This is a genomic window from [Micrococcus luteus] ATCC 49442 (assembly GCF_010367585.1).
GTDB classification, from domain to species: Bacteria; Actinomycetota; Actinomycetes; order Actinomycetales; family Micrococcaceae; genus Arthrobacter; species Arthrobacter luteus_A.
The window spans coordinates 49,164-75,750 of the sequence record NZ_JAAAXP010000002.1; the positions used below are offsets into that span (position 1 = coordinate 49,164).

Consider the following 26,587-nt stretch of genomic DNA (forward strand, 5'->3'; position numbering starts at 1 on the left):
GAGCAAACCATATGGCGCAGCACAAAGAAGTGATATTTGAGGAAGAGATGTGTCAGGCCCTGGCAGCCGCGGGTTGGATTTACGAGCCTCACCGTAAATCCAATGAGCTGTACGACGCCACTCGCGCGCTCATCCCGGAAGACGTCTTCGCCTGGCTCGCCGACACCCAGCCGGAGCAACTGACAAAGGTACTGAAATCAAAAGAATCTCCTGGCGAGCAGGAAACCGCCAAACGGCTTTTGCTTGACCGGCTCTGCAAGGTTCTAGACAAGCCTGCGACCAAGGAAGCGGGCATGTTGTCCGTCCTGCGCGCAGGGTTCAAGGACGTTGCGGCAAAGTTCGAGATGTGTCAGTTCAAGCCCGCCATGGGTCTGAATCCCGAAACTCTGGAACGGTACGGCAAAGTGCGCCTGCGCGTCCTCCGCCAGGTGCACTACTCCACGGTCGACACCAAGAAGAGCATCGACCTGGTCTTGTTCGTCAACGGCTTGCCGGTCGCGACGATAGAGCTTAAGACGGATTTTACGCAGAACATCAACGACGCCGTCGAACAGTACCGCAGGGACCGGCTGCCACGGAACGGTAAGAACAAGGACGAGCCGCTGCTGTCCTTTGGCCGGCGTGCCTTGGTGCACTTTGCTGTCAGCAATGACGAAATCCAGATGACCACGGAGCTCAAGGGCAAAGAAACCTACTTCTTGCCGTTCAACCTCGGTAACGATGGCCACGCGGGAAACCCGGTCAACCCCACGGGGTCGGCAACCAGCTATCTTTGGGAGCAGGTGCTCCAGCGCGACTCGTGGCTGAACATCATCGGCAAGTTCCTGCACCTTCAGATCAGCGACAAGACCAACCCGGTCACGGGAGAGCGAGAAGTCCGCAAGTCACTGCTTTTCCCTCGCTACCATCAGTGGGACGTCGTCAACCAGCTCATCGAGGCCGCACGAGCTGAGGGGCCCGGGCACCGCTACCTCGTTCAGCACTCTGCCGGTTCCGGAAAGACCAACTCCATTGCCTGGACCGCGCACCAGCTCAGCGCCCTGCATAACGCTCATGATCAGAAGATTTTTGACTCCGTGATCGTCGTGACGGACCGGACCGTCCTGGACTCCCAGCTGCAGGACGCGATTTACCAGATTGAGCACAAGTCCGGTGTCGTTGTCCCAATCCGTGGCAATGCCGGCTCGAAGTCTGCCGAGCTCACCGCGGCGCTGGTCGCACGGACACCAATCATCATCGTCACTATCCAAACCTTCCCGTTTGCATTGAAAGCGATCGCCGAATCCCAAGCGTTGAAGGGCCGCAACTTCGCAATAATCGCGGACGAAGCACACTCCTCGCAGACCGGCTCCACCGCCAACAAACTCAAGAAGGTGCTTTCCGCAGAGGAGCTAGCGGACGTCAACGACGGCGGCGAGTTCGACATTGAGGCCTTCCTGGCCGCCGAAATGGCCGAGCGTGCGGACGCCAAAAACATTAGCTACTTCGCCTTCACCGCCACACCAAAAGCCAAAACCCTGGAGCTGTTCGGCCGCCAGGGCCCGTACGGGCCGCCACAGCCCTTCCATTTGTATTCCATGCAGCAGGCCATCGAGGAGCGTTTCATCCTGGACGTGTTGCAGAACTACACCAGCTACAAGGTGGCCTACCAGCTCACGCACGAGGGTCGAGACTACGACTCGGACGATACCCAGGTGGAAAAGTCAGAGGCACTGAAGTCTCTGATGAAGTGGGTGAAACTACACCCGTACAACATCAGCCAGAAGGTCCAGGTGATCGTGGAGCACTTCCGCGAGAACGTCTCCTGGCGACTGGCCGGCAAAGCCAAAGCCATGGTTGTTACCGGTTCCCGGAAGGAAGCCGTGCGGTACAAAATCGCTATCGACAAGTACATCAGCGACGCCGGCTACACCGGATTGGGAACGATGGTCGCTTTCTCGGGCGAAGTAACCGATGACGAGTCCGGACCCGAACAGTTCACTGAACTGAATATGAATCCGAGCCTGAAAGGCCGGACACTCGCTGAGGCGTTCTCCACCGACGAGTACAAGATCATGCTGGTCGCTAACAAGTTCCAGACTGGCTTTGATCAGCCGCTTCTGGTTGCTATGTATGTGGACAAGAAACTCTCGGGCGTCTCAGCGGTCCAGACGCTGTCCCGGCTGAACCGGACGGCCATCGGCAAGGACCAGACGTTCGTGCTGGACTTCGTTAACGAGCCGGCCGAGATACTCGCTTCGTTCCAGCCGTACTTCCGTGAGGCTGCGCTAGAAGATGTTTCCAATCCAAATGTGGTGCACGACCTACAGGCCAAGCTCGACGCCGCCCAGATCTATTTGGAGTCTGAGGTGGACGGGCTCGTGAAGTCATACGTGTTGGAGGCCGGAAACAACGCACTGTCCAGCTGGGTAGCCCCCGCGAAATCTCGCTTCAACACCCGTTACAACGAAGCCGTCGCCGGCGCTGACAAGGCCGCCCAGGACGAGCTGGACCTGTTCAGGAAAGATCTCGGCTCCTTCGTCCGCGCCTACGACTTCCTCTCCCAGATCTACGACTACGCCGACAGCGATCTGGAAAAGCGCGCGATCTACTACAAGCACCTCTTGCCGGTGCTCCGGGTAAACGATGCCAAAGTTGCGCTAGACCTCTCTGGCGTTGTGCTGGCTAAGTACGCGCTGAAGGACAAGGGCGAAGCGCAACTCCAGCTTTCCGGCGAAGGCGAGCTGCTGAAGCCGCTGACGGACCCGGGAACCGGCCAGGCAAAGGATCCCGTTCTTGTTACCTGGGAGGAGGTTATCCAGCAGGCAAACCTTCCTTTCGAAGGTGAGGAACTCGACGCCGTAGCCCACTTCGTTGAGGGCGTCCGCCGGGAGCTCGTGAAGAACGAGACGTTGCAAAAGCAAGCCCAGAACAACTCCCGCAGCCACTTCGGCAGCAGCCCTCATCTGGAGAAGGCAGTCAGTGACGCCGTTACCAACTCCATGGACAGCCACTACAACCTGAGTCTCCAAGCTCTGGGAGATAAGACCAAGATGCAGGCCTTGCTCAAAATGCTAAGCGAGTTAGTTTACGAGGAGTTGCAGGGGTAGGACGGACGGCACTGGCCGGACACCTCGGAATTTAAGTGCCTGTCTGGAAGTCGCGGCCGGAGTAGGCCGTCCCGGCCGCGACTTCCACCACGAGCGTGAGCGTCACTCCGACCCTGCACCTTTGACCGCTGCCAGCCGCGGAGGCTGCCGGGCTACCCGGCCCCGCAGCTAGCAGGCCACGGCCGCGGAAACCGGACGCACTGATCCATGGGTGATTCGCGTTGACTGACAACAGAAGAATGCCCCGCACCTGATCTGAACAGGTCGAGGCATCCTTCCATTGATAATTCTACCGAATACCCGCCGGCTTACGGGCGTACCAGTGGCCCTAGAATCGGGAGCGGTAGCTTCGAGCGGACAGAATATGAGGAGTCGACTTGTGATACCTAAAGGTCTAGGTCTCGGACTGCCGGCACGCGTCAAGCCGCGAACCCAGAAAGCTAAGGCATGACATCTTATTGGCGACCAGACGCGCCCGCGAACCTCGTAGAACTCGCTGTCGGGAAGTGCCTCATTGCGGAGATGGACCAAGATCGCTGGACTACTCTCGCGCAGCTTACGGGCACAAAAGACCAAATTTACACGCATCCCCGGCTGCTCCGAGCGCTGCGCTTCGGTGACGATGACTACGACGGACATGTCTACGACATGGTTCCCATAATCCTTGGTGCTGAGGTGACCTGGGGCGAGCCACATTCGTCTCAGGACGTTCAGACACGCTTTCCAAGGCTCGCAATGGTCACCGACTTCCTCGACCTGCCAGCATGGCTAGCCCTCAACGAGTCCGACCTCTACGAGAGGTTGTTTTCTGACGATGGCAATGAAGCAACTCTGCCGGACGGAACGGTACTGTCCGAGGCCGAAGCGATCGCTGTGCGTTTAGGTGTCGCAGAGATGCGAAGGCAAGTCGAACGTATTAGACGCGACTATGCCAGCGACCCGGAAGCGGCGATCGGCCAAGCCAAGGAGTTGATCGAGAGTACCTGCAAAACGATTCTCGATATCACAGGTGACAGTGACGAAAAACATGACGTCCCCGCCCTGGTGAAACAGACTCTCCTGCACCTTGGGCTGGACCCGAGCCAAGTTGTCTCAGGTCCAGATGAACGGGCTGCAAAACGCCTTCTTGGCGGGGTTGCAAGCATCCTGACCGGCGCTGCCGAGCTGCGAAACGCACGCGGAACCGGTCACGGCCGCAGCGGGGCCGATCTCGTTAATGCATCTGTCGCTCGGATGGCTGTCGGCGTCGTGCTGCCAGCGGTGATCTTTCTCATTGAGAGTTGGGAAGCTCTTGCGGCGATGCCGTCCGAGCCGCCCCTGGCCGACAGCGGACCCGTGATTGCCACAAGAGTCGGCGGGACGATCCGACACGAAACATATGGAGAGGGACAAGTCCTGAATTCCGAAGCCACCCGCCATGGAACAGTCGTAAGCGTCGACTTCGGTCCAAGGATTGGAAAACGCCGCGTCCTGATCCATTGAAAGTGATGAATCGTTTAAGGGCGGGCGCACCGGCGAGGATGAGTGGGACCAGCGACAACCTTCTCCCCGGGGCCAAATAGGGTTGACATCTTCATCGGCCCTTCTCCGGCAGAATGGGCTGCATGTGCGGCAGATACGTGATGTCCAAGGCCACGGGGGACCTTCTGAGCCACTTTGAGGCGAAGGAGGTGGAGGGGAGCTTGCCGCCGCCGAGCTGGAATGTGGCGCCGACCCAGAGTGTGCCCATTGTTGCTGAGCGTTTGAATGAGGGCACAATTGACCGGCATCTCCTCATTGCCCGTTGGGGTCTGGTCCCGTCCTGGGCAAAGGACGTCAAGATCGGCTCCAAGCTGATCAACGCCCGCAGCGAGTCAATCCTGGAGAAGCCATCCTTCCGGAAGGCTGCCGTGAAGCGCCGGGCAATCGTGCCGGCCGAGGGCTACTACGAGTGGCAGAAGACCGAGGATGGGAAGAAGATCCCAAACTACCTGTACTCGGAGAAGGAGCCCTTGTTGGGCTTCGCCGGCCTGTACGAGTGGTGGGCTGACCCGTCCTTGCCGGAGGATGACCCGGAAAGATGGCTGCTGAGCTGCACCCTGCTTACTACGACGACGCAGGACGCGCTGGGTCATGTCCATGACCGTTCCCCGGTCATCATCCCGAGGGACCGGTTCGCGGAATGGTTGGACCCGGATCTTACTGACAAGGACGACATCCAGCACTTGCTGGACTCTTTGCCGGAAACGACCCTGACACCTCGGATTGTCAGCCCTCGGGTCAACAGCGTGCGCAACAATGGCCCGGAGCTCATCGAGCCGGCCGAGCCTGCGGCCAAATAGACTCATGCGGTGATACTCACCGGCACTATTACCAACCCGGATGGCAGCTACAACCACATCGAGGCCGAAGGCGACACCTACGAAGAAGCGCGGGAAAACCTCTACGCGCTTCTGGAGGAGGGGCAAAACCTCATAGTGATCCGCACGGACCGCTAACCCGCGTCAAGCCGGTCCGGCAGGACGACGTCGGCTGGGGATAGCTCCGGCCGAGCCCTGAGTATGCGCAAGGTGTGGCGGAAGGACCTCCCGGACCATGCGGTGTCGGCGGAGACCTCAACCACCATGGGTTCCACGAGTGTCAGGGCCACGGGTTCCTTGTCCCGGTTGAACCTGTCCAGGGCCGTACCTTTCACGATGGCCGGCCAAGGATGCTGATCCTTCGGTGGCTGCAGCCATCGCGCCAGTTCCCGGCTTTCCCTCGTCTTTAGTGGTGTGGACCGCCCGACGATTCGCAGCTCGCCGTCCAGGATCAGGCCGGCGACGACTTCTGAAGGTTGGGTGATCGGCCCGATCACAGCACCGCAGATGATGTCCAATGTTTCTCTGTGCTTGAGCTTCAACCAGGAACGGACGCCGGGCGTGTATGGCTGGTTGAGGCTTTTAATGACCAGCCCCTCGATCCCGGTATGCGGCAGCTCTTCGAGCCACTGCTCCGCTACCTCGCGGTCGGTGGTGGTGGGGGAGAGGGACAACGGCGGTTCCCAGCCCGTGGCGAGTTCTTCCAGGAGCGCCCGCCGGCCGCTCAGAGGCAGGTCCCTTGCGTCGTGCCCGGCCACGGCCAGGACATCAAAGGCAACGTAGTTGGCAGGCGCTGCCGTGACCAGCCCTGGCACGGTTTTTGGTCCTGCCCCCAGGCGCTGCTGCAGGGCGTCGAAGTTCAGCCGGCCCTGGCTCCAGATCACGGCTTCGCCGTCGATCACGCATCCCGGTGGGACGGCCGCAGCGACCGCTGAGCAGAGTTCAGGGAAGTACCCCGAAAGTTCCTTCCCTTGCCGGGACCACAGTGTGGCGCCGTGGTCATCCCTGACTGCAACACATCTATACCCATCCCACTTGGGCTCAAACAGCAGAATTCCGTGTGATGCGTCACCGGGTGGCATCTTGGCGATAGAGCGGGCCAGCGCGACTTTCACCGGCGGGGCGAGCCCAGCCGGCAGCCCGGCTATGTGGTCCATGGCCCTACGCTACGCAGGACCTTGCTTAGCTGTCAGTGATGGCCTCCAGCACCCACTGTTCAGCGAGGGGTTCGCGGCGCAGTTCAAAGGTCCGCAGCTGCGAGTCCGAGCCGCCGAGACGAACCTGAACACGCCAGTGTTCAATATCGACGACGTTCCCGACGCCTACGGGGACGCTGCGGCGGGTCTCCCACCAGGAGTCCCTGGTGAACCAGTGGACAGGTTCTTCGGTGACGGCCCAGATGCGTCCGTCGTAGCGGACGGCCAGGGGAGTGCCGGCCTTAGTGAAGCGGACGTCCACCGGGGCGTTGAGGGTGGGGGCTTCCGGGGTGATGGTCATGTGCTTGGTGTCTTCCTGGGTGGTGCAGAGGTTTGGCTAGGAGGCTTTGACGAGGGGGAGTTCGTCCCAGTGGGTGGTGTATCGGGGGGAGAGCATGTCCCGTTTCATGGTCCAGTCCGGTCCGCCGCGGATCCCGCCGTGGCCCAGGCCGATGGACCCGCGGCCGTACCGGCGGGTGACGTCCTCCAGCAGGGTTCCGATGTGCCGCTCCTCGTGGGGGTTCTCGAACAGTGACAGCGGGGCCTGGTTGCCGCTGGGGCGCAGGTCGGTGACCATGATTCCCGCCCTGGCGTACCGGACGCCTTCGACAACCCGGGGCAGCAGGGCGTGGCCGGCTTTGGTCAGGATCACCGGATCAGCGGTGGGCATCGGCAACGGCACGCACACCGACGGGTACGAGGTGTCTTTGGGGTTGAAATGCGAGGTTCCGGCGAACGCGGTCAGGACCTTGGCCTGCAGCGCGTGTTTAGCCAGCCGCGCCGAGGCCTGCTGCCCATACACACTCATCACCTGCCGAATCCCAGCGGCGGTAGTGATGGGTTTGGCGAACGAGCGGGAGAAGATCAACTGGTCCCGCCCGATCCGTTCCTCTTCCATGGGGATACAGGGGGTTCCCTGCAGTTCCAGGACGGTACGCATCATCACGACGTTGAACTTGTCCCGAATCGCGACCGGATCGGCCCGGACCAAGTCAGCGATGGTGAAGATGCCCATCACGTTCAACCGCCTGGTCAGCCGACCGGCGATGCCCCACACCTCGTCTACCGACAGCCGGTCCAGCAGTGCCTCCCGCTCCGATGCGGGGACGGAGTCCCAGTGGCACACCCCCGCAAAGGCCTTGTTGTTCTTCGCCCACTTATTGGCCAGCTTTGCCAGGGTCTTCGTCGGTGCGATCCCGACGCAGACCGGCACGCCGACGTTCCGCCGGACGGCCGCTTTCATCGCCCGGCCCATTGCTAAAAGCTCTGCAGGGGAGCCTTTGACGCCGAGGAAGGCCTCGTCGATGCTGTAGACCTCCAGCCAGGCCGAGTACCGGCCCAGCAGCTCCATCACGCGGGAGCTGATATCGCCATACAATTCGTAGTTGCTGGAAAGTGCGATCAGGCCCCATTCCTTCGCCCGCGGGGCGAGCTTGAACCAGGGATCTCCCATGCCGATGCCCAAGGCCTTGGCCTCGGGGGAGCGGGTGACAGCGCAGCCGTCGTTGTTGGACAGCACGATGACGGGTTTTCCTTCCAGCGAAGGGTTGAACGCCCGTTCGGCGGAGGCGTAGAAGCAGTTCACATCTACGTGAGCGATCTGCGGCATATGCCGCATCAATGCTGGCTTAGACATAATGCAAGCACCGGACGGCCGTCCCCCAAATGCTGAGATCGGCCAGCGCCGGGACTTCGATATCGGGGTAGGCCGGGTTCTCTGCCTGGAGGATCACCCCTGTCGGGGTGATCCGCAGCCGCTTGATCGTTAGCTCACCGTCCAGGACCGCGACGACCACGGAGCCGTCGCGCGGCTCCAGGGCCCGGTCCACGATCAGCTCGTCGCCGTCGCTGATCCCGGCCCCTTCCATCGACTCCCCGGACACCCGCACCACGTAGGTGCTGGTGACGTCCTTGATCAGGTGCGCGTTCAGGTCGATCCGGCCATCGAAGTAGTCCTGTGCCGGCGACGGAAACCCCGCAGCGACCGGCACCGGAGAAACCAGCACCGACAAGAACGAAACGCCCGCATCTATCACACGGGGACCGACAATCACGCTCACGACTCGCCTTTATTCGAATATTTGTTCGATAGCTTTCAGTGTAGACCGTGGCTACGACAGAGCAAGAAAGACCACCCAATTGCATCCGATGCAGGATGCAGCCCGTCGTTGCCTGGGTGGGTGGGGGCCGCTGCCCACAGCCGGGGGACAATTCCGTCCGGGTTATCCACCGCTACGACTGCCGAAGGGAGCTTCCCCATGGCTCCCGAAAATCCAGCCGTGGATAACCCGAATTGCCCCCAACCGTGGACAGGACCGGCGCCGAGTGCCGTTCACCAAAGTCGGACAGACGGCGGGCACTCCGCGGCTGGGCGGCGGGCTCGCACTGGTTTCCGCTGCGCTTCAACCAGATGATGGGCGTCCGCTGGCGCGGCCGGCTGTTGGGTCCAGGGTGTGCCGTCGCAGAGCTCCGGACCCCCTGAACCTGGTGTGTCTACGACGTTTTTTGGCTGCTGTCCTTCGGATTGTACGTGCCCGCTCCGGCCCCTCTAGCCCCTCCTTCGTCGGGGCCTGCGGCCCGGAAATTCTTCTCCGGCGCTCGTTCCTCGCTGATTTCCTCCGAAGATTTTCCGTGCCTTGCCCTGCGGGTAGACGGGACTCCACGGGCACAGCTCCGCAAGCTTCGCCAGCAGCCAAAAAACAACGGGGGGGAGAGGGGAGCTGGCCGGTCACCTTTGGTCGCCCCACCCACCCAACTTCTCGGCAAGAAGGAGCAACACTATGAACGCAGTATCGAAGAAGACGGTGACCTTGGAGGACACCGGGGAGATCATCGAGGGCGTGACCGTACTGGGCGATTACCACCTGAACGGCGGCCACGAATGGATGGAACTCATCGAAGAACACGGCTGGGCCGTGCTCTCCAGCTGGGGCCACGACGGCTGGGACCTGGGCCAATGGCCCTACGTCATGGTCGCCGCCACGCGGACCGCTGACAGCATCGGCAACCTGTTCGGTGTCGCCACCTATTGCGAGGGTGACGTGACCTGCACCTTCTACCGGACCAAGGCCCGGCAGTGGGACGCGATCAGCGAGCACGCCTTCACCTACTGGAAGAACGGGCAGGCACACGGCCCGGACGACCTGCCCGAAGCCGCCGCGGAACTTCCAAGCCGGTATCGGATGCCCTACGCGGTCCACGCCGCCTAACCACCCAAATCCCTTGCCGGGCGGAAATCCGCCCGGCAAGGCCCCGGTCCCACACAAAGGAACAGCCATGAACGAGCCAAACCGCACCACGGAAAACACGGCGCAGACCGTTGTTTTCCTCGAAACCCTTGCCGCCCTCGTGGAAAAGTCCCCCGAGTCCTACAGCGCGGACGCCTCCAAAGACCTCGCCGCGCACATCCGCGGCATGGCAGAAGCCGTCACCACGGACGGTCGCGTTGACCCCGCACTTCTGGACACCACCCGCCAGTACGCTGCGCTGGACTGGCACAACGAGCTAGTAGCCGTCCTCTTCGCGCCACAGCACAGGCCAAAAATGCACTAGCCCCACCCCGGCAACCCAAGAGCACCCACTTACTCAGGCGAGTAGGTGGGTGCTCTTCTTTGTGCCCCCAGGGACCTTGCCGAAGTGCTGGCGGTCCGCCGCAGGTGGCCGGCCTGGGAGTGTGGTCGCCGGCGGCGGACCGCCGTTCCCGCCCAAGACCCGCAAAGAGCACCTGATGCCGGGCGGCAAGCCTTTCAGAAGGCCGACATGGACGCATCCGGGGAGCTGGAGGGAAGTGCATGCTCGCGGGGCTCGCACTGGTTTCCGCTGCGCTTCAACCAGATGATGGGCGTCCGCTGGCGCGGCCGGCTGTTGGGTCCAGGGCGTGCCGTCGCAGAGCTCCGGACCCCCTGAACCTGGTCTGTCTACGACGTTTTTTGGCTGCTGTCCTTCGGATTGTACGTGCCCGCTCCGGCCCCTCTAGCCCCTCCTTCGTCGGGGCCTGCGGCCCGGAAATTCTTCTCCGGCGCTCCTTCGTCGCTGATTTCCTCCGAAGATTTTCCGTGCCTTGCCCTGCGGGTAGACGGGACTCCACGGGCACAGCTCCGCAAGCTTCGCCAGCAGCCAAAAAACAACGGGGGGAGAGGGGAGCTGGCCGGTCACCATTGGTCGCCCCACCCACCCAACTTCTCGGCAAGAAGGAGCAACACCATGAACGACTTCATCAAATTCACCGGCCCGGCCGACGTCCTGGCCTTCATCCCGCACACGCTCGGCTTTGCCCCGCAGGAATCCTTCGTCGCGATCACCATGCAGGGAAACAAGATCGGCGCCACGCTTCGCGTCGACGCCCCGTTCGGGCTGGAACCGGCGAACTTCGCCCAGACCACCGTCAGCTACCTGACCGCCGACGAAGCGGCCACCGGCAGCCTGCTGGTCATCTACACCGACGAGAACACGCCAGGAAAACCGCAACCCTACTCGGACCACGTAGAAGCGCTGCGCACCGAACTGGAAACCGCGGGGATGCCCCTGCAAGACGCATGGCTGGTGACCTCCGCGCTGTGGCGAAACTACCACTGCACGGACACCAGCTGCTGCCCGAACCAGACGCTGGATGCCATCACCACCAGCAACGGCAACGCCGCCCTGATCTACCGGGGGAGCGCCGTCCACGGATTCACTGCACCGGCACCCTTCGCCGGGGATGAGACCGCCCGCGACGCCATTGCCGCGCACAAGCCTGACGGGTGGCCCGAGGACTTGGAAGCCTGCCGCGCCGCATGGGCCAAGGTGCTCGACGATCCCAAGAGCTTGACCACCCAGACCGCGCACGAGCTGGCAGGAGCTTTGCAGCACCCGACCATCCGGGACTACATGATGGGGGACATCATCACCCACGCCCCCGATCAGTTCACTTCCGTCATGCTGGGCGTCTTCCTCACCCGCCCGGACTGGGCCCGGGTGGACACCGCCCAGGAAGTCGCCTTCGAGCTGATGAAGGCAACGCCCGAAGGGCAGCGCGCCCCGATGCTGTGCCTGATCGGCTGGCTGGAATGGCTCAAAGGAAAGTCCAGCTTCGCCGCCCGGTACTTCAAACTCGCACTGGACGACGTCGCCGAATACCGGCTGGCCGAACTACTGGCTGAACTGGTCAACCGTGGCCTGCTGGCAGACTGCACACGAGACCCGAAAAAGGCCTACAACCGCCAGCTGAGCCGCTAACGGACAGGCCGGGCCCCACCCAGGGGTCCGGCCTTCCCCCTCGAAGCTTTCCCAGGTGCGCGGCGGCCTCCCCCGCTAGCGCTCCGCCGGCCGCGATAACGCTGCCGCGGGCGCAGCCACTTCCAGCCAACCCGCAGAAACTGCCACTACTGTGAAAGGACACAAGCAGTCCCACAGCAGGCAAGGAAACAGGCGTGGCCGACGAGATACGCATGACCGAGGACGACGCCGTCGCCCCCGACGCGAGCCCCATCGAAGACTTCCTGGAGCTGCGCCTGCTCACCGCCGGCCCACCAACCGGCCCCGTAGACTTTCCCCTGGAAGACCACCGGCTCGACGAGCCGTAACCGAATGCAGCGCTGACGCTGCACCCCAGATTTCCTTTTGCCGAGGAAAACCATGAAGGGCCGGCACTCAACGTGCCGGCCCTTCATCATGCCCGCCGCCCTGCAGAATGAAGGCGCCACAGCGCCACGGCCGCGAGACTGTTCAGGAAGGCGATAAAGAGGTCGCCGGCAGCAGGCCGGCCAACAACAACATCCACAGCCACCAGCACCACCGATCCGAAGGCGGCCGCGGTGAACACCAAAGCGAGGACCCGGAGTGCCCGCGGTGACTTCATTGCGCTGCCGCGCCCAGCCTCACTGCCGCGGCCCGAATATGGAGCTGGATCGCTCATGCCCCCACCCTACTCAGGGAAGTGCATGCTCGCGGGGCTCGCACTGGTTTCCGCTGTGCTTCAACCAGATGATGGGCGTCCGCTGGCGCGGCCGGCTGTTGGGTCCAGGGCGTGCCGTCGCAGAGCTCCGGACCCCCTGAACCTGGTGTGTCTACGACGTTTTTTGGCTGCTGTCCTTCGGATTGTACGTGCCCGCTCCGGCCCCTCTAGCCCCTCCTTCGTCGGGGCCTGCGGCCCGGAAATTCTTCTCCGGCGCTCGTTCCTCGCTGATTTCCTCCGAAGATTTTCCGTGCCTTGCCCTGCGGGTAGACGGGACTCCACGGGCACAGCTCCGCAAGCTTCGCCAGCAGCCAAAAAACAACGGGGGGAGAGGGGGGGCTGGCCGGTCACCTTTGGTCGCCCCACCCACCCAACTTCTCGGCAAGAAGGAGCAACACCACATGAACGCAACACCCACGCTTGAAATGCTCGACCCGGCCACCCTGACCGTGGACATCAACGTCCGCAAGGACGCCGCCCTGACCGCTGACTTCGTCGCCAGCATCAAGGAACACGGCGTGATGGAACCGGTGATCGCCCACCGCAAGGACGACGGCACGGTGCACGTCCTGATGGGCCAGCGCCGCACCCGCGCGGCCGTCGAAGCCGAACGGCCCCTCATTCCGGTCCTGCTCATCGAATCGCCCGAGGAAGCCGAGCGCATCGTGACGCAGGTCGTGGAGAACATCCAGCGCGCCGAACTGACCGAAGCGGACGAGGCCGATGCCTACCACCAGCTGTCCCTGATCGGCGTCTCGGCGGCCGCGATCGCCAAGAAGACCGGCCGGACCAAGGACAAGGTCGAAAACGCGCTCAAAGCCAAGGCATCCACCACCGGGACCAAGGCCCTCGAGAGCGGCTACACCCTGGACATGGCCTTGGTGATGACCGAGTTCGAGGGAGACCAGGACGCCATCGAGGAACTCGAATCCGTGATCCGGGACGAGCCGCAGTACTTTGACCACATCGCCCAGAAGCTCCGGGACGGCCGGGAATCCAAGGCCCAGCTTGCTGCGCTGATCGAGGAACTTATCGCCCAGGGGAAGGCCATCGTTGAAGATGCAGGGCACTACGCCGACGAGGAGAACCTGTATGTCTCAGCGGCCAAGCGGGCCGACGGGGAACCGGCCACCGACGAGGACGCCAACGCCTACGTGATCAGCACCAACTACCGGGGTGAACACCGGGCCGAGCCTGTCATCTGCGACTGGAAGGAACTGGGCTTCGCCCCAAAGTACGAACGCTACAACGGCGGCGGGACGCAGGCCCAAAAAGGCCCGATGACCGAGGAACAAAAGGCCGAGCGGAAAACCCTGATCGCCAACAACAAGGCCATGGAATCAGCGACCAAGGTCCGCCGCGAGTTCGTCAAAACCCTGCTGGCCCGCAAGCAGGCACCCAAGGGCTGGCAGTACTTCACCGTCCATGCCATCACCCACCACTCCGAAACCGCCAGCGGCTACGACGGGAAGGTCGCCGCTGAAATGGTCGGTGCCAAGGTCGAAGAATCCAACCGGTGGGGATGGAACCCGCTCCGGGACCACGTCGCCAAAACCGAGGCACGGCCCGAGTTCTCACTGATCGCGCTGGTCTGCGCAGGGTATGAAAAGACCATCGCCAAGGACTCGTGGCGGTCCCCAAGCCAAACGCACCGGGACTACCTGAACCAGCTGGTCACGTGGGGATACACCCCCATCGAAGTCGAAAGCATCATCCTCGACGGCCAGAAGCCAGCCGAGGACGACGCCGCCGCATAAATACCTTTGCCGGGCGGAAACCCCGCCCGGCAAGACCCCCGACCACTCACCACCAAAGGGCCGGGAACCTTCCAGAAGTCGGGCGGTCCGCCGCCCAGGGCGAACCACAGCAACCAATCACTAGCGGCGGACCGCCGATCAACGCACCCTTTCCCACGCACCACCCAGGTGCCGCGCTACCCCGGGGACAACGACGCACCTAGGCAAGCTGCAGGCACCACCGCCAACATTCAGCTAGGCTGAATCCGTAGATTTCCTTTGCCGAGGAGAACGCAGAAGGGCCGGCTCGTTGAGCCGGCCCTTCTTGTGTCCCCAGGACAACTGAGTGCCAGGGGTGTAGCTAATCAATCAGCCCGGAACATTCCGGGGATCGTTACCGTAACTGTTCTTGGAACCGATCTGGCCGTCCTGGTTCTTGATCACGTGCTCGACCTTGTCCGCCTGGGCAGCTTCCCGGCCGGCGGCTTCCGCTTCGGCCTTGGTGCCGTAGCCGGCACCGAACGCGCGGTCAGTACCCTCGCGCTTGTTCTTCCACTGGCCGTCCTCGTAGTACGTCTCAATGTCACCCTGAGCCATTGCATACTCCCTCTGCCGTTCCGGATACTGACACCCGCTGCAAAGCGCGGGTAGCGAAAAGCCCCGCAACACGATGAAGTGGCGGGGCCTCCCTGGCAACCACTCCGCCTGATGGGGGCCAGGCGGAGAAGCTGACACCAACCTAATAGAAAGCATGCTTACTGTTCAAGTTGCCGCGCCCAAGACCGCCTGCCGAAATCACGGCCGGTTTTCCCATGGTTTAGTCCCCAACGCCGCCGACGCACCTATTTCCGGGGCCGGTGTTCTTTTAGCAGGGACGACACTAATTCACTGGGGGAGTGGACTCTCCAGGGCATCTCACCAGCGGTCCCGGGACTGGCTTTTCAGGCACATGGGGGCCGCCGTCGTGGCGAACCAGCGGGGATGACCACAGTCGCCGGCGGCGAAACTCGCCGACCGTTCCCGATGTCGAGCGCAATCTTTTGCTCGAGAAGGCGCTGCCCCCGATATATAGAGTGTCGTCTCTAGAATTGCCCTATGAGCAGTAAGCCACGCACCGTCGAAGCCGTTCGGACCGAGATCCTTTCCGCGATTGCCGAGGTCCGTGCAGCCGCGCTGTTGGGCCGGGATGAGCAACGAGCCCGTACCGCCGACTGGCTCGACGGGTTGTTCGCCGGCGTCTTTGATCGGCGCGGTCTGCGCGAGGCCTCAGCCCAGGGCCTCACCCTGTATCGCGGCGGCATGGGCTCATTCAGGGACGTGGGTTATGCAGCTGCAGGACACGCCGTTGACCGTCTGCACGCTGCCCTACAGCGAGGCCGGTCCTGGTTCCTGCGCAACTCCTGATCAACACATCCTGGCCCGCGGCGGGCCTTGTGCAGAGGACTTCTGACATTCCGTCCAGACGACTCCGGAACGACAATGACAGTAACTGTCGTTTTCAGAAGCTGAGTGCACAGACTTCCCCATGGTTCCAGGGTCTGCGCATATGACTTCTGAACTCTGGCCGGTCGATACATCCCTGCACTAAGGTGCTTTTGTTCGGTACTCCTGTTCCCAAGAGGAGGCAGCCATGGATGCCGATCCAGATCGCATTGTTGCGGAGGGGCAGCTGACGATGTCGGACGCCGCATGGGAACAGGCCAGGATTCGAGCTTCCGTGATCAGTTCGTTGGCAGTGCATGACATTACGGGGATTGTTGCCGCTGACGAGGCGGCTTTGGAACTCGGCCTCTCCCGGCGCCAGATTTATAAGTTGCTGCGCCGTTACCGCCAAGGTTCAGGTCTTGTAACTGATCTTGCGGTCCATCGTTCCACCGGTGGCAAGGGCGGAAACCGCCTGCCTGAACCGGTTGAGGAAATCGTTCGTGACCTGATACGCCGGCGGTTCCTGACACGACAGAAACTGAGCGTGGCGGCACTTCACCGGGAGATCGCCCGGGCCTGTGCGTCCCAGAGAATGAAGGCTCCGACGAGAAACACGGTGACCCGGCGCATCTCGATGCTCAACCCGGTTGAGGTCGAACGACGCAGGGAGGGCAGGGATGCTGTGAGGCCGCTGCAATCCGCCGGCGGTGAGGTACCGATGATTGGTTCGATCTTGGAACAGGTACAGATCGATCACACGGTCATAGACGTGGTCATCGTGGACGAACGCGAGCGTCGATCGATTGGCCGCCCATATTTGACCGTTGCCATTGATGTTTTTAGTCGTGCCCTTGTTGGCTTGGTTCTCACGCTGGAACCGCCATCGGCGGTGTCGGTGGGGCTGTGCCTGGCTCACGCCGTCGGTGACAAACGTCCGTGGCTTGAGCAGCTCGGCACGGAAGTGGAGTGGCCGATGAGCGGTAAGCCCAAGTCGCTGTTCCTGGATAACGCGGCGGAGTTCAAGAGCGAGGCATTGCGGCGCGGCTGTGAGCAGCATGGCATCCGCTTGTCCTATCGGCCTCCTGGACAACCCCATTACGGCGGCATTGTTGAACGCGTGATCGGCACGGCCATGGGCAAAATCCACGAGCTCCCTGGGACAACTTTCTCCAACCCGGGAGAGCGAGGCCGGTATGACTCCGAGAAGATGGCCGCACTGACTCTGCCTGAGTTGGAGAAGTGGCTGGTGCTTGCGGTAGCCACCTACCACGGCAGCAGGCATGGCACATTAGGCCAGACGCCAGCAGCTATGTGGGCTGCTGGGGTCGCCGCCACCGGCATCCCTGCTGTCACCGCGAACCAGACGTCGTTTCTCGTGGATTTCCTCCCGGTCATACGTCGCACCCTGACCCGCACAGGCTTCGTCATCGACCATGTCCATTACTTCGCGAACGCCTTAAAACCTTGGATCGGACGGCGTGACAGGCTAGGTCGGTTCATCATCCGACGGGATCCGCGGGATATCAGCAGGGTATGGGTTTTGGAACCGGACGGGCATCACTACGTGGAAGTCCCGTACAGGTCGATCTCCAACCCGTCCATCAGCCTGTGGGAGCACAGGCAAGCTTTGATCCGATTACGGGCACGCGGCGCTGCGCAAGTGGATGAGGCAGCGTTGTTCCGGATGATCGAGCAGATGCGCCAAGTCAGCGAGACCGCCGTTAGAACGACCAAGCGCCTCCGAAGGGAAACAGAACGCCGCAGGCAGGCAAAGGACCCGCGCCGCCCAGACGCCCAATCTTCAAAAACTCCACCGCCACCGGATGTGCCAGCAGACGTGAACCCGGGAGAGGCTGCCGTTCAACCCTTTGAGCAAATTGAGGAATGGTGACCGTGGACGAATGCCGGCCGCAGGACCTGACGCATCTCCGCCCTGTGGTGCGGGAACTTGCATTGCTGCCAACGGAAGAGCGTCTACACCGCGTTCGCGCCGACCGATGGATCGGCTACTCAAAGGCCCTGGACGCAGTTGAGCGTCTGGAGATGCTCTTTCGCTGGCCGAGTAAACAGCGCATGCCCAACCTCTTGCTGGTCGGACCAACGAACAACGGCAAGTCCATGATCGTCGAACGGTTCCGAAGGACACATCCGTCTGTGATGGGGCCCGCCGGAGAATACATTCCGGTCGTGTGTATGCAAATGCCTTCGGAAACATCTGAGCTTCGTTTTTATACGGCCCTGCTTTCGGCAATTGGTGCCCCGTTCCGGGCACGATTGCGTCTCCCCGAGGCCGAGCGACTGGCGCTTTCCCTCCTACGAGAGGTGGGAGTCCGGATGCTGGTGATCGACGAGTTCCACAACGTTCTGGCAGGACGTGGTGAGAAAAGGCGGGAGTTTCTGAATCTGTTGCGGTTTCTTGGCAACGAGCTCCGCGTTCCCCTGGTCGGAGTCGGTACACGGGAGGCCTATCTTGCTGTGAGATCTGATGACCAGCTCGAGAACAGGTTTGAACCATTCATCCTGCCGCTCTGGGAAGTGGGCGACGAAGCCCGGTCGCTGCTGGCCAGCTTCGCCGCCTCCTTCCCTTTGCGCCGTCCATCCCTAATCGACACCGAGGACATGGCACGGTATCTGCTCGCACGAAGCGAGGGAACCATCGGAGAACTCGCCCGCCTGCTGACCGCCGCGGCAGTCGCCGCTGTCGAAACGGGCGAGGAAAGGATCAATCACCGGACGTTGACCCTGGCCGATTACATAGGCCCCACCGAACGACGCAGGCTCTTCGAAAGACAACTGCTGTGACCGTTGACCGGCGCTGGCCTGTCCACCCAGCACCGGCACCTGGTGAGGCGCTGTCCTCATGGCTGCGGCGCATCGCATCACGTTACGGTGCCGACCTTGAAGACCTCGTGTCCGAATTGGGGTACTGTCCAGATGGCGCGGCTGATCTGGATATGTGCCCGCCTGATGGATTTGCCCGCGAGCTGTCGGGGCGAACCGGAGTGGACGTTCAGCACATCCAGAGGATGAGTCTCAGCGGATGGTCACCCCGGCTAATTGACCAGGGTGAACCCGGTCCTGACACGTTTAACACCTATACCCAACAGTTCTCCGTGCTGCTGGGGGTTGGAAGACGTCGAGTGCGAGAGATCCCCAACTGGGTAGCTTGGCGTCCGTTGCGGCCGGCACTGCGGGCATGCCCGCAGTGTATTGCGACTGCGAAAGCGCCGTACCCCTACCAACTGTTGTGGCTGCTTCCGCTGACGCTTAGCTGCCCGTTCCATAAATGCCTCCTTGAGATACGCGAAAAGCCGGTCATCTACTTCGCTGACTGGGAGCGCAAGCCACCAATACCGAAACTTGCTTGCGCAAAAGTCCTGGAGATGGACACCAAGACCTGGCAAGCCATGGCAGGACAATTCGTCGACCTTCAGGGGCGTCGGATCCATGCTGAAACGTGGTTCCGCTTGGTTAGGACAATCATCGACGAATTGGAGGCGACCATAACCGAGTGCGGGACCGCGGCGCGCATGATCCTGGGGATCTGGAAGGAAGCCGGGCATCCTGCGCGGATAGGGCCACTGAGTTGGCAACCCCACGAAAGTTATTCGCTTGACATTCAGCTTCGTGCCCTCGAAACAACCGCGATCGCCATCCATCTGCTTGAAAGCGGCGCCTTCACCGGTAGAGGGCCCGACGCCAGCTTTTTCCTGCCCGTACCGGGTGTGCCGGCATAGAGCTTCAAGGAAGCTCCAGAGGCGGTTGAGTCCTGAGTGCCCGCGACCGTCCATAGAAAGAGGCCCTAGACATACCCAGGTCACGGGCGACCTGGGCAGCAGGTTCGCCGTCCTCGACCAGCGGAGAGCGTTGCGAAGGGTGTGCATAGGACTTTTGACATTCCGTGCAGTCAGCTTCTGAAAATGACACGCGTGACCCGGGAGGCGCGGGGTAAACGCCGGTTCTCCGCAAATACTTATGGCAAAATTTCCCTAGAATACGGGGCAAAGCGCCTATTCATTCACTTGAATGATTGGTAGAATTGAAGCAGCAAGTCAGACAGGCGAACGAAACTAATTGAGATACGAAACCAGGTACTGAAAATGACTGCTTCACCCACCGCTTACACGGTCTACACCAAACCCGAGTGCCCGAACTGCGAGAAGACGAAGGACTACTTCGATGCCAAGGGCATCACGTACACGTCTGTGGATATCACCGAAGTCCCCGCAGCCCTGGAGTACATCACGGCCGAACTCGGCTACTCCCAGGCGCCTGTGGTTGTGAACAACTCCGATGGCCAGGACCGCTGGTCGGGCCTCCGCCGCGACAAGCTCGTGCACGCGAATATGCACCACAAGGCAGCATGAGCACGCTGTCCGGGACCGCAGAGGGGGAGCGGTTCCCGATCAGCCCCCGGTCCGAATTCGGAGAGGACGAATGGTTCGGCCTTGACGCCAACCCTGAAGGCACCATCAACGTCCCCTTCCAGGACCACTATGCCCCGTACCCGGACTGGACCGGGTTTGAGGATGAGAACGATACCCAGAACCCCACGTCTGGAAAGGCACCCACCCTCATGGCCGGCGAAACCACGATCATCGTCATCGGAAACCTCACCAACGACCCCGAACTGCGGTTCACGACAAGTGGATCTGCGGTCGCGAACTTCACGATCGCGTCCACGCCCCGGACCTTCGACCGGGCCTCCAGTGAGTGGAAGGACGGCGAAACACTTTTCCTCCGGGCGGCGGTCTGGCGCGAAGCCGCGGAGAACGTGGCGGAGTCCCTAACCAGGGGCATGCGCGTCATCGTCTCGGGCCGACTGAAGTCCCGTTCCTACGAAACCAAGGAAGGGGAGAAGCGCACCGTGATCGAGCTCGAGGTGGACGAGATCGGCCCCTCCCTCCGCTACGCGAACGCCACGGTCAACCGCGCCCAGCGCAACACCCCGGCTGGCGGCGGCAACGGATACCAGGGCAACGGTACCCCGGCAGAGCAATCAGTGCCGCAGGAGGATCCGTGGGCCACTCCGCAGACCGCCAGCACCGGCGGCGGCTGCGGCAATGGTCCCGACTCCGAGCCGCCGTTCTAACCCAAACGGTGTTCGCTGGCCGAATCAGCACTGGTCAAAGAAGGGGGCCGGGTGCGGCGGACCTGGTCCCCGTCAGGCGCCCGCGAGGGCAGTGGTGTCGGCGGGCCCCTGCGGGGTGGTCAGTCTTCAAGCACGGCCCGGGCGCCGGGCGTATCGTGAAGATCCGGCAGATACTTCTCTTGCTCTTCGATCTTCCGTCGATAGAAGTCGTGGGCGGCTTGTTTGGTCATCCCGAGCGCTTCACCGATTTGAGCCCAGGTCGCGCCGGCTTCCCTCGCGCTTTTCATGACGTACCAGCGCCGGCCCGTGAGCAGATCGACTGCCCTGGCATTGGCCCGGAGCGCGTCCAGCGCTGTGACCTCCGGCAGTTGCGCGAGAGCCCGGGCGGCCGTCGCGGCGTGCTGGGTGCCACGGTTTTTGGCGGCGACTTCCCGCCACGTCTCGACGCTGTTGAAATCTTCCCAAATTCTGATGAGGTCCGGAATGTCGCCGCTCTCCAGTGGGCCCCGTTCACACCCAGAGATGGGGTGCAATGGCCCGGCGGGCCTTGCACGGCGCTAGTAGGAGTAGTAGTTTTATTACTACTCCTACTACTTTTAAAGGTTGTCGCCGTGACATTGAGTGTGAAAGACCGTGTGTTTGCTGCTGCGGAGCAGATCAGTGCCGAGCGCCGGCCCACGGTGTCGACGGTGCGGGCGGCGGCCGGGGTGAGTAACGCTGACGCCACGCGATATCTGAAGGAGTGGGTCGAGGAGAAGCAGGCCGCGGGCGGGCAGGTCGCGGCGACGCCGGCGGTGCTGCTGGAGCAAGCGGCGCGCCTGGCCGGTGCGGTCTGGGCCGAAGCGTCCGGGGTGGCCAATGAGCGCCATGCCGGTGCGGAAGCTGTCTGGGTGCAGGAGAAGAAGGACCTGACGGAGGAAGTCGCCGAGCTGGTCGCTGACCTGGACAAGCTCACCGCCGAAAAGAATTCGGCGGTCACGGAGCTCACGGCACGGATTGCCGAGCTGGAAAGCCAGGGATCGGTGATGGTCGAGCAGCTGGAGCAGGCCAGGGTGGCCGAACGTGACGCGGCGGCCGAGGCGGCAACTGCGCTGACCCGTGCGGCTGCGGCTGAGGCCCGCGCCGGTGCCCTGCAGGAGGCCCATGATGCTTTGCTGCAGCGCATCACGCCCGAGACTCCCCCTGATGCTTCCCCGGACGGTTCCTCCGGTGCCTAGGGTGAAGAAGGTTGCAAAGTTCACGCCGTACTACACAGAAGACCAGGCGGGGCAGGTGCGGGCTGCGTTTCAGGCTGCAGGTTTGCAGGAGGGCGATGCGAGTGTTTCGGACTTCATTGTGCGGGCGACGATGCGTGAGGTGAAGCGCCTGCAGCGTAAATACAACGGCGGGAAGCCGTGGGCCCCGGTGGAGGCCGGCGGACTGCGTCGGGGGCAGAGAACGATGGATGAGATGCAGCACCAGAGTGAGGAAGCGCAGGGATGGGTAAGCGGACCGAGGAAATGAACACGGCAGGCAGTCCCGCGGCCGGGGCGTTCCCGAAAATGCTGACCCTGGATGAGGTCCAGGAGATCCTGAACCTCGGCAAACCGCTGGTGTATGCACTGGTGAAGAGCGGCGAGCTGAGGGCAGCGCAATTTGGTGGCCGCCATTATCTTGGCAGTTAATCGGGGCTGGTGCGGTTTGTTCCCGGAATGGCGGGGGAGGAGCCTCACAGTCCGCGTTTGGTTTCTGCGAGGTTCGTGAGGATGGGTGGGCGCCGGTGCGGCCTCCGGGCTTGATGCAGTGTGGTGCCGCTGATGTAGCCGAGGCTGGCCGGTCAGGCCGTGCCGCAGCCAGCGGTTGCCGGGGATGTTACCGACTGGCGTCGACCTCCTCTGCCGGTACACAGCCTAGGATGGCCGGGTGACTGAACAACCCACCAATCGCCGTTTCCTGACCATCGAGCAGACTGCGGAGTTGCTGAACGTGAAGGCCAGCCTCATCCGTGGCCTCATCAAAGCAGGGGACCTCCGTGGAATTCAGGTCGGTGGAAGGGGGGTTTGGCGCATCGGGGTCCAGGACGTCGAGGACTACATCGCCGAGGCCTACCGGCGCACCGCCGATCGGATTGCCGCCGGGGAGCTTGCCGACGAAGACCCGGAGCCCGAGGAGGCGTAGCGGAAGCACGAGACCGCCCCTAGACTCTCGCCATGAGGATATGGTGGCGGGAACTGCCTCCGGGTTTGCGGGTGGTAGTGATTGGGGTCCTTGTCTTTGCCACCTACCTAGGAATGAATCTGCTCCTCTTTAGGAACAGATTCGATGACGCGCTGTTCACCGCGTTGTTCTACACGTTGGTTATTGCCGGCGGTCTGCACTTCACCCAAAAACGCTTCCGGAAGACCAAGGCCCGACTTGATGAGCAGGGGCAGTCGCTCATGTTTCTGCGGTACCAGAACGCCCGGCAGGGTTCCCTAAGCGGTGTCTGGCAAATGGGTATTGCCAGCCCCACTGCGGGCCGGATCGATTTCCAGCCGGCTGTGTATGACGAGCTGATCCCCAGCGGCCCCAGCCGGGCCATCGCCGGTCTCCAGGCGATCGGCATGCCGCCGCGAATCGCCAGCCGCAACGACAACAAACAGGGTGTTCCGTTCGGTTTTCAGATAATCACCTTGGACTCCGACGGCGGAGTCATCGAGATTGCAGCCAGCCCCGCCACACTCAAAAAGATCCAAGACGCAGTCGAGCCGGCATCCCCTTAGCCTCCGGGCGCAAGATCTGCTCCAAAGAATTGCCACCGTTTAGTCCATCCATGCCAGAATCAGGCGAAACCACCTACCCTTACGGTTGCCGCGAAAAGTGTAAGGAACGGCGAGCGGGATGCCAAAACAAACAGTCCCTACAGCTGAATCGAGGCAAGATAACCGCGGCATTTGGCGGGTTCGGGCCGATGACCTGGCTGCCTACATTGATGCAGCGTATGAGAAGACGGCCGAGCGGATCGCGTCGGGGCACATCCCGGAAGGGGACGCGACCCCGGAGGGCTGAACGACAGACATTGGCAGGCAGGAAGGCTGGTACCCGAGGGCGGGTGCCGGCCTTCCTGCCTCACCTGGTTGCGTGTGTCAGGTTCCGTCACGTGATCAAGCCGCACGCGTGAGGTGGCGGTGATCATGGCGCCGCTCTGCAGCGTGTGGTCGTCACCACCGGCAACCCCGGCCGGAAGCTCTCGGGTGTTTGAGGCGCTGACACTTGTTGGAGGTTTCAGCGCTACGAACCGGTGTCCCCGATACGGTGTGCGTGTTGTCCCTGCTGGGAGAAATCCTGGTCCCGGTTCGGTGGGTCGGAAGCAGTCTTACAGACCATGGGAGAGCTGCCCGGTTGGTGAGAACCATGTTCCCAGGCTGTGCACATTCGCCGGTCCCGGTGGTGGGGTGGGCGCTGGTGGTGTCCTGGCGTTTGTGTGCAGCCGGTCGGGCGGGTCCGGTCGTCCCCATGGGTGCGGGAAAAGCCCGGAGGTTTTTAGCTTTTGCCGTGCCCATGGGGGCGAGGGGCAGGCTTTACTGATCCCCGGTAGCGGAACCTTGGGAGGCCGGGGAATTCTCGGCTGCCGGCTGGGTGGCGGCCGCTTTTCGACGTCTGGCCACGGCGCCGGATTCCAGCCCGAGTTTTTTGAGTTCCTCGGTGCTCCATCCGTCTTTGGCGGCCCGCACGTAGGCGCGTTTGTCTTCGCGTTCGGCATCGGCGAGCTGCTCGCGCAGTTCGGTGATCCGTTGCCTGGTCTTGACCAGGTTGGTGACGGACTCGATGCGTGAGTCCAGGAGGGCCCGGGCTTGGTTTTTGGTTTCTTCGATGTTGAGGGAGGCCATGCTTTTGTGTTGCCTTTCGTAGGTGTCGGGGTCAGCGTTCGAGGGTGACGGTGCGGGCAGGGCGGGCAGTGGCCGCCGCTGCCGGAGAGGTGCTGTTTGGTTGGTGGAGTGCGGTGCTGGCGGGCCGGGGGAAGGAAAGCCCGACGGTTCTCATCGGCTCCGGCAGGGCAGCGATGAGGTAGCTTTCCATCCGCTGTTCGTGGTGCTCGATGATTTCCTCGACCGTGACCTGGTCGGTGGCGGTGATGGCGTCCGCGGTTGAGGGGACTTCTGCGGCGACCATGAGGGCGAGGTTTTGGGTGTGCTGGCGGTGATGCGGGGGCAGGATCGCGTCGATGGTTTCGGCCAGTTCGGGGAGCAGCGTTTCCTGTTCGGCCGTCAGCGGCGGGCGGGACTGTCCGCCGGGGCCGGGTGCGGTGAGGAGGGCGCTTTGCGTGGGTGTCAGCGGGAGGTCCATGTGGATACCGACGGCCCAGCCGTCTTCGACGAGCAGGGCGGTGCTCCTGGTCAGTTTTTGGAGGTGTTCGGTTGCGACGTTGTTGAAGCTCTCGCTGACGTAATGGCTTCCGCCGAGGCCGTAAAGGGCGTCTTCGGCGGCGTCCAGGCGTGCACGGTTGGCGGGGTTGGGTTCCCGGTCGATGCGGAGCTGGAGGTAGATGAGTTCCGGGTTTGGGGCGGCTGCCGGACTGTAGTTGGAGTATTCGATTCGGGGTGCGGGTTTCTTGGATTGGTCGTAGGCGGCGAGGACTTCGGGTACCGAAGTGTGTTGGTAGGAGGTGAGGATGTCCTTGTGGTGCGGGAGCTGTTGGGCAGCGTAGCGGATGATTTCCTGTGCGTGAGTTTGGAGTTCGGGTGGCAGTACCTTGCCGATGGTGCGGGTGAGTTCGGGGAGTGTGGCTTCATGGTCGGAGGAAAGGGCCCGCTGCCCCTCGCCGGACAGGTAGGGCATGTTGCTGTGGTTCGACGGGAGATCGGCCCCTGGGGACGGGATCAAAACGATCGTTGTGGCTGTGAGGTTTCCCGCGTGTGAGCTGAGAGAAGTGTTCTGGTCCGGGGCTATCTCGAGCTTTTGTGCCGCGGCTGCGTCGAGGTGGTCGCGCATGCTCTCTGGGTCGTCCGGGCGCTCGGCGTGGAGGACAGTCAGGAGGTGCCCGCGGGGTGCCGGCGGTTCGAGGTCGAATTCGAACGTGAGTCTGCCCCCGATCAGCCCGCCGTCTATATCGGCGGTGTAGGACACGGCCCCGCCGGGCAGGTGCGGTGTGCGGTGGATAGCTTCGATTCGGATGTCGGTCTCGCGCATTGTCTCCCCCTGAATATGCCGTTCGAAGCCTCAGTCTAGGTTCCGGTTCGACAGTCAAGGCCAGTGACACGCCGCTGAGGCCGAAAACCAAATGCGGCGGAGCAAGCTATACGTTTACACGGGTGTAAATGGCGTGTCGTTCACGGCCCTGTGGTTGTTCGCTTGCCACACTTGGTCGTGTGGTCCCCGGTTTCGGGGTCGCTGCGCTGGGCCGTTTGAGGGGATTGGGGGAGTGCGTGTCGGAAGACAGTGAGGCGCGTTCCCGGATTTCGAAGCGGCGCCGGGAGAACAAGCCCGCCGGGTCCAAGAAGCGCCGTGACCTGTGGGTAACGGCGGAGGAGGAAGCGGCCCTTGTTGCCCGGGCGGCGAGGGAGAAGGTCACCGTCCCGAACCTGCTCATCACGGCTGCTTTGTCGGAAGGGTCGGAGACTCCGACGGAGCGTCGGGCGGCGATGGCTGAACTGATGGCGATCCATACGTTGTTGGCGCGCGTTTCGAACAACGTGAATCAGATTGCCCGGCACGCCAACGCGGGCGATGAGTTCCCCCAAGACGCCAAAGCAGCATTGGCGTATGTACGCGAAGTTGCGATGCGGATTGACCGGACGATCGAGGGGTTGATGTAGC

At 62.4% G+C, this 26,587-nt stretch carries 30 protein-coding genes; 21 read left to right on the forward strand and 9 right to left on the reverse strand.

All coding sequences use genetic code 11. The features are described from left to right. Positions 1-11: 11 nt before the first annotated feature. From GUV69_RS21960 to GUV69_RS21975, 4 genes are all read left to right on the forward strand, one after another. Positions 12-3,089 (forward strand): type I restriction endonuclease subunit R, encoded by a 3,078-nt coding sequence (locus tag GUV69_RS21960; RefSeq protein WP_164206944.1) that lies wholly within the window; start codon positions 12-14, stop codon positions 3,087-3,089. A 447-nt stretch (positions 3,090-3,536) separates the two neighbouring features. Beyond that, complete coding sequence (locus GUV69_RS21965; RefSeq protein ID WP_167525127.1) at positions 3,537-4,571, forward strand: abortive infection family protein; 1,035 nt, start codon at positions 3,537-3,539, stop codon at positions 4,569-4,571. 122 nt (positions 4,572-4,693) lie between these two features. Continuing rightward, a complete protein-coding gene (locus GUV69_RS21970) occupies positions 4,694-5,410 on the forward strand; it encodes an SOS response-associated peptidase (protein WP_164206949.1) in 717 nt (238 codons plus the stop codon). A 9-nt stretch (positions 5,411-5,419) separates the two neighbouring features. Beyond that, the gene (locus tag GUV69_RS21975) at positions 5,420-5,566 is read left to right on the forward strand and encodes a hypothetical protein (RefSeq protein ID WP_156400164.1); all 147 of its coding nucleotides are present in this window, start codon (positions 5,420-5,422) and stop codon (positions 5,564-5,566) included. Here GUV69_RS21975 and GUV69_RS21980 read toward each other — a convergent pair. The 4 genes from GUV69_RS21980 to GUV69_RS21995 are packed head-to-tail and all read right to left on the reverse strand — an operon-like array spanning position 5,563 to position 8,684. Continuing rightward, complete coding sequence (locus GUV69_RS21980; protein WP_164206951.1) at positions 5,563-6,585, reverse strand: ATP-dependent DNA ligase; 1,023 nt, start codon at positions 6,583-6,585, stop codon at positions 5,563-5,565. The genes GUV69_RS21975 and GUV69_RS21980 overlap by 4 nt on opposite strands. A 25-nt stretch (positions 6,586-6,610) precedes the next feature. Continuing rightward, the gene (locus GUV69_RS21985) at positions 6,611-6,925 is read right to left on the reverse strand and encodes a hypothetical protein (RefSeq protein ID WP_164206953.1); all 315 of its coding nucleotides are present in this window, start codon (positions 6,923-6,925) and stop codon (positions 6,611-6,613) included. 36 nt (positions 6,926-6,961) lie between these two features. Then, positions 6,962-8,242, reverse strand: coding sequence for a Y-family DNA polymerase (locus GUV69_RS21990; protein ID WP_244292985.1), 1,281 nt, complete (start codon positions 8,240-8,242; stop codon positions 6,962-6,964). A 10-nt stretch (positions 8,243-8,252) separates the two neighbouring features. Continuing rightward, a complete protein-coding gene (locus GUV69_RS21995) occupies positions 8,253-8,684 on the reverse strand; it encodes a LexA family protein (RefSeq protein ID WP_164206957.1) in 432 nt (143 codons plus the stop codon). 720 nt (positions 8,685-9,404) lie between these two features. Between GUV69_RS21995 and GUV69_RS22000 the strand changes: the two genes are divergently transcribed. The 4 genes from GUV69_RS22000 (at position 9,405) to GUV69_RS22890 (ending at position 12,188) form a co-directional block, all read left to right on the forward strand. Beyond that, positions 9,405-9,833: a hypothetical protein gene (locus tag GUV69_RS22000; RefSeq protein WP_164206959.1), complete on the forward strand. Its 429-nt coding sequence runs from the start codon at positions 9,405-9,407 to the stop codon at positions 9,831-9,833. 67 nt (positions 9,834-9,900) lie between these two features. Further along, entirely contained in the window at positions 9,901-10,176 is a 276-nt protein-coding gene (locus tag GUV69_RS22005; RefSeq protein WP_164206961.1) for a hypothetical protein, read from the forward strand. 651 nt (positions 10,177-10,827) lie between these two features. Then, positions 10,828-11,841, forward strand: coding sequence for a DUF4192 domain-containing protein (locus GUV69_RS22010; protein WP_164206963.1), 1,014 nt, complete (start codon positions 10,828-10,830; stop codon positions 11,839-11,841). 194 nt (positions 11,842-12,035) lie between these two features. Further along, positions 12,036-12,188: a hypothetical protein gene (locus GUV69_RS22890; protein WP_012623487.1), complete on the forward strand. Its 153-nt coding sequence runs from the start codon at positions 12,036-12,038 to the stop codon at positions 12,186-12,188. Between the two features lie 86 nt (positions 12,189-12,274). On the opposite strand, the gene GUV69_RS22015 is transcribed toward GUV69_RS22890, so the two are convergent. Beyond that, positions 12,275-12,520 carry a hypothetical protein gene (locus tag GUV69_RS22015; RefSeq protein WP_164206965.1) on the reverse strand — a complete coding sequence of 82 codons (246 nt, stop codon included), beginning with the start codon at positions 12,518-12,520 and terminating at the stop codon, positions 12,275-12,277. Positions 12,521-12,960: 440 nt separating this feature from the next. On the opposite strand from GUV69_RS22015, the gene GUV69_RS22020 reads away from it, so the two are divergent. Next, positions 12,961-14,316, forward strand: a complete 1,356-nt coding sequence (locus tag GUV69_RS22020) for a ParB/RepB/Spo0J family partition protein (RefSeq protein ID WP_164206968.1) — start codon at positions 12,961-12,963, stop codon at positions 14,314-14,316. Between the two features lie 348 nt (positions 14,317-14,664). On the opposite strand, the gene GUV69_RS22025 is transcribed toward GUV69_RS22020, so the two are convergent. Next, positions 14,665-14,892: a DUF2188 domain-containing protein gene (locus GUV69_RS22025; RefSeq protein ID WP_164206970.1), complete on the reverse strand. Its 228-nt coding sequence runs from the start codon at positions 14,890-14,892 to the stop codon at positions 14,665-14,667. Between the two features lie 498 nt (positions 14,893-15,390). On the opposite strand from GUV69_RS22025, the gene GUV69_RS22030 reads away from it, so the two are divergent. The 6 genes from GUV69_RS22030 (at position 15,391) to GUV69_RS22055 (ending at position 20,812) form a co-directional block, all read left to right on the forward strand. Continuing rightward, on the forward strand, positions 15,391-15,699 hold the full coding sequence (locus tag GUV69_RS22030; RefSeq protein WP_164206972.1) for a hypothetical protein: 309 nt from the start codon (positions 15,391-15,393) through the stop codon (positions 15,697-15,699). 226 nt (positions 15,700-15,925) lie between these two features. Next, entirely contained in the window at positions 15,926-17,611 is a 1,686-nt protein-coding gene (locus tag GUV69_RS22035; RefSeq protein ID WP_164206974.1) for a Mu transposase C-terminal domain-containing protein, read from the forward strand. Continuing rightward, a complete protein-coding gene (locus tag GUV69_RS22040) occupies positions 17,605-18,522 on the forward strand; it encodes a TniB family NTP-binding protein (protein ID WP_164206976.1) in 918 nt (305 codons plus the stop codon). The genes GUV69_RS22035 and GUV69_RS22040 overlap by 7 nt, the downstream gene beginning before the upstream one ends. After that, complete coding sequence (locus GUV69_RS22045) at positions 18,519-19,457, forward strand: TniQ family protein (protein ID WP_164206979.1); 939 nt, start codon at positions 18,519-18,521, stop codon at positions 19,455-19,457. The genes GUV69_RS22040 and GUV69_RS22045 overlap by 4 nt, the downstream gene beginning before the upstream one ends. Before the next feature lie 363 nt (positions 19,458-19,820). Then, on the forward strand, positions 19,821-20,087 hold the full coding sequence (locus tag GUV69_RS22050; protein WP_164206981.1) for a glutaredoxin family protein: 267 nt from the start codon (positions 19,821-19,823) through the stop codon (positions 20,085-20,087). Then, positions 20,084-20,812, forward strand: a complete 729-nt coding sequence (locus GUV69_RS22055; protein ID WP_244292953.1) for a single-stranded DNA-binding protein — start codon at positions 20,084-20,086, stop codon at positions 20,810-20,812. The genes GUV69_RS22050 and GUV69_RS22055 overlap by 4 nt, the downstream gene beginning before the upstream one ends. A gap of 119 nt (positions 20,813-20,931) precedes the next feature. Here GUV69_RS22055 and GUV69_RS22060 read toward each other — a convergent pair whose 3' ends face one another. Next, the gene (locus GUV69_RS22060; RefSeq protein ID WP_164206983.1) at positions 20,932-21,345 is read right to left on the reverse strand and encodes a hypothetical protein; all 414 of its coding nucleotides are present in this window, start codon (positions 21,343-21,345) and stop codon (positions 20,932-20,934) included. A gap of 78 nt (positions 21,346-21,423) precedes the next feature. Between GUV69_RS22060 and GUV69_RS22065 the strand changes: the two genes are divergently transcribed. The 5 genes from GUV69_RS22065 (at position 21,424) to GUV69_RS22085 (ending at position 23,553) form a co-directional block, all read left to right on the forward strand. Beyond that, positions 21,424-22,029 (forward strand): DNA-binding protein, encoded by a 606-nt coding sequence (locus tag GUV69_RS22065; RefSeq protein ID WP_164206985.1) that lies wholly within the window; start codon positions 21,424-21,426, stop codon positions 22,027-22,029. Then, positions 22,022-22,315 (forward strand): ParB family protein, encoded by a 294-nt coding sequence (locus GUV69_RS22070; RefSeq protein WP_244292987.1) that lies wholly within the window; start codon positions 22,022-22,024, stop codon positions 22,313-22,315. The genes GUV69_RS22065 and GUV69_RS22070 overlap by 8 nt, the downstream gene beginning before the upstream one ends. After that, entirely contained in the window at positions 22,291-22,476 is a 186-nt protein-coding gene (locus GUV69_RS22075) for a helix-turn-helix domain-containing protein (protein WP_164206988.1), read from the forward strand. Before GUV69_RS22070 ends, GUV69_RS22075 begins: the two co-directional genes overlap by 25 nt. A 238-nt stretch (positions 22,477-22,714) precedes the next feature. Continuing rightward, complete coding sequence (locus GUV69_RS22080; RefSeq protein ID WP_164206991.1) at positions 22,715-22,969, forward strand: helix-turn-helix domain-containing protein; 255 nt, start codon at positions 22,715-22,717, stop codon at positions 22,967-22,969. Between the two features lie 32 nt (positions 22,970-23,001). Beyond that, complete coding sequence (locus GUV69_RS22085) at positions 23,002-23,553, forward strand: hypothetical protein (protein ID WP_164206993.1); 552 nt, start codon at positions 23,002-23,004, stop codon at positions 23,551-23,553. 798 nt (positions 23,554-24,351) lie between these two features. Here the strand turns inward: GUV69_RS22085 and GUV69_RS22090 are convergent. Together GUV69_RS22090 and GUV69_RS22095 are read right to left on the reverse strand one after the other, a co-directional pair. After that, on the reverse strand, positions 24,352-24,660 hold the full coding sequence (locus tag GUV69_RS22090) for a hypothetical protein (RefSeq protein WP_164206995.1): 309 nt from the start codon (positions 24,658-24,660) through the stop codon (positions 24,352-24,354). A 31-nt stretch (positions 24,661-24,691) separates the two neighbouring features. After that, positions 24,692-25,960, reverse strand: coding sequence for a hypothetical protein (locus tag GUV69_RS22095; protein WP_164206997.1), 1,269 nt, complete (start codon positions 25,958-25,960; stop codon positions 24,692-24,694). A gap of 236 nt (positions 25,961-26,196) precedes the next feature. Between GUV69_RS22095 and GUV69_RS22100 the strand changes: the two genes are divergently transcribed. Further along, a complete protein-coding gene (locus GUV69_RS22100; protein ID WP_244292955.1) occupies positions 26,197-26,586 on the forward strand; it encodes a MobC family plasmid mobilization relaxosome protein in 390 nt (129 codons plus the stop codon). The last annotated feature ends 1 nt before the right edge of the window (position 26,587 follow it).

What these genes read in the sequence shown, in the direction of transcription:
- GUV69_RS21960 (WP_164206944.1), top strand. Translation starts at nt 12, where the DNA reads ATGGCGCAGCACAAAGAAGTGATATTTGAGGAAGAGATGTGTCAGGCC.
- GUV69_RS21965 (WP_167525127.1), top strand. Translation starts at nt 3,537, where the DNA reads ATGACATCTTATTGGCGACCAGACGCGCCCGCGAACCTCGTAGAACTC.
- GUV69_RS21970 (WP_164206949.1), top strand. Translation starts at nt 4,694, where the DNA reads ATGTGCGGCAGATACGTGATGTCCAAGGCCACGGGGGACCTTCTGAGC.
- GUV69_RS21980 (WP_164206951.1), bottom strand. Translation starts at nt 6,585, where the DNA reads ATGGACCACATAGCCGGGCTGCCGGCTGGGCTCGCCCCGCCGGTGAAA.
- GUV69_RS21985 (WP_164206953.1), bottom strand. Translation starts at nt 6,925, where the DNA reads ATGACCATCACCCCGGAAGCCCCCACCCTCAACGCCCCGGTGGACGTC.
- GUV69_RS21990 (WP_244292985.1), bottom strand. Translation starts at nt 8,242, where the DNA reads ATGCGGCATATGCCGCAGATCGCTCACGTAGATGTGAACTGCTTCTAC.
- GUV69_RS22000 (WP_164206959.1), top strand. Translation starts at nt 9,405, where the DNA reads ATGAACGCAGTATCGAAGAAGACGGTGACCTTGGAGGACACCGGGGAG.
- GUV69_RS22005 (WP_164206961.1), top strand. Translation starts at nt 9,901, where the DNA reads ATGAACGAGCCAAACCGCACCACGGAAAACACGGCGCAGACCGTTGTT.
- GUV69_RS22010 (WP_164206963.1), top strand. Translation starts at nt 10,828, where the DNA reads ATGAACGACTTCATCAAATTCACCGGCCCGGCCGACGTCCTGGCCTTC.
- GUV69_RS22015 (WP_164206965.1), bottom strand. Translation starts at nt 12,520, where the DNA reads ATGAGCGATCCAGCTCCATATTCGGGCCGCGGCAGTGAGGCTGGGCGC.
- GUV69_RS22020 (WP_164206968.1), top strand. Translation starts at nt 12,961, where the DNA reads ATGAACGCAACACCCACGCTTGAAATGCTCGACCCGGCCACCCTGACC.
- GUV69_RS22025 (WP_164206970.1), bottom strand. Translation starts at nt 14,892, where the DNA reads ATGGCTCAGGGTGACATTGAGACGTACTACGAGGACGGCCAGTGGAAG.
- GUV69_RS22030 (WP_164206972.1), top strand. Translation starts at nt 15,391, where the DNA reads ATGAGCAGTAAGCCACGCACCGTCGAAGCCGTTCGGACCGAGATCCTT.
- GUV69_RS22035 (WP_164206974.1), top strand. Translation starts at nt 15,926, where the DNA reads ATGGATGCCGATCCAGATCGCATTGTTGCGGAGGGGCAGCTGACGATG.
- GUV69_RS22040 (WP_164206976.1), top strand. Translation starts at nt 17,605, where the DNA reads ATGGTGACCGTGGACGAATGCCGGCCGCAGGACCTGACGCATCTCCGC.
- GUV69_RS22050 (WP_164206981.1), top strand. Translation starts at nt 19,821, where the DNA reads ATGACTGCTTCACCCACCGCTTACACGGTCTACACCAAACCCGAGTGC.
- GUV69_RS22055 (WP_244292953.1), top strand. Translation starts at nt 20,084, where the DNA reads ATGAGCACGCTGTCCGGGACCGCAGAGGGGGAGCGGTTCCCGATCAGC.
- GUV69_RS22075 (WP_164206988.1), top strand. Translation starts at nt 22,291, where the DNA reads ATGGGTAAGCGGACCGAGGAAATGAACACGGCAGGCAGTCCCGCGGCC.
- GUV69_RS22085 (WP_164206993.1), top strand. Translation starts at nt 23,002, where the DNA reads ATGAGGATATGGTGGCGGGAACTGCCTCCGGGTTTGCGGGTGGTAGTG.
- GUV69_RS22090 (WP_164206995.1), bottom strand. Translation starts at nt 24,660, where the DNA reads ATGGCCTCCCTCAACATCGAAGAAACCAAAAACCAAGCCCGGGCCCTC.
- GUV69_RS22095 (WP_164206997.1), bottom strand. Translation starts at nt 25,960, where the DNA reads ATGCGCGAGACCGACATCCGAATCGAAGCTATCCACCGCACACCGCAC.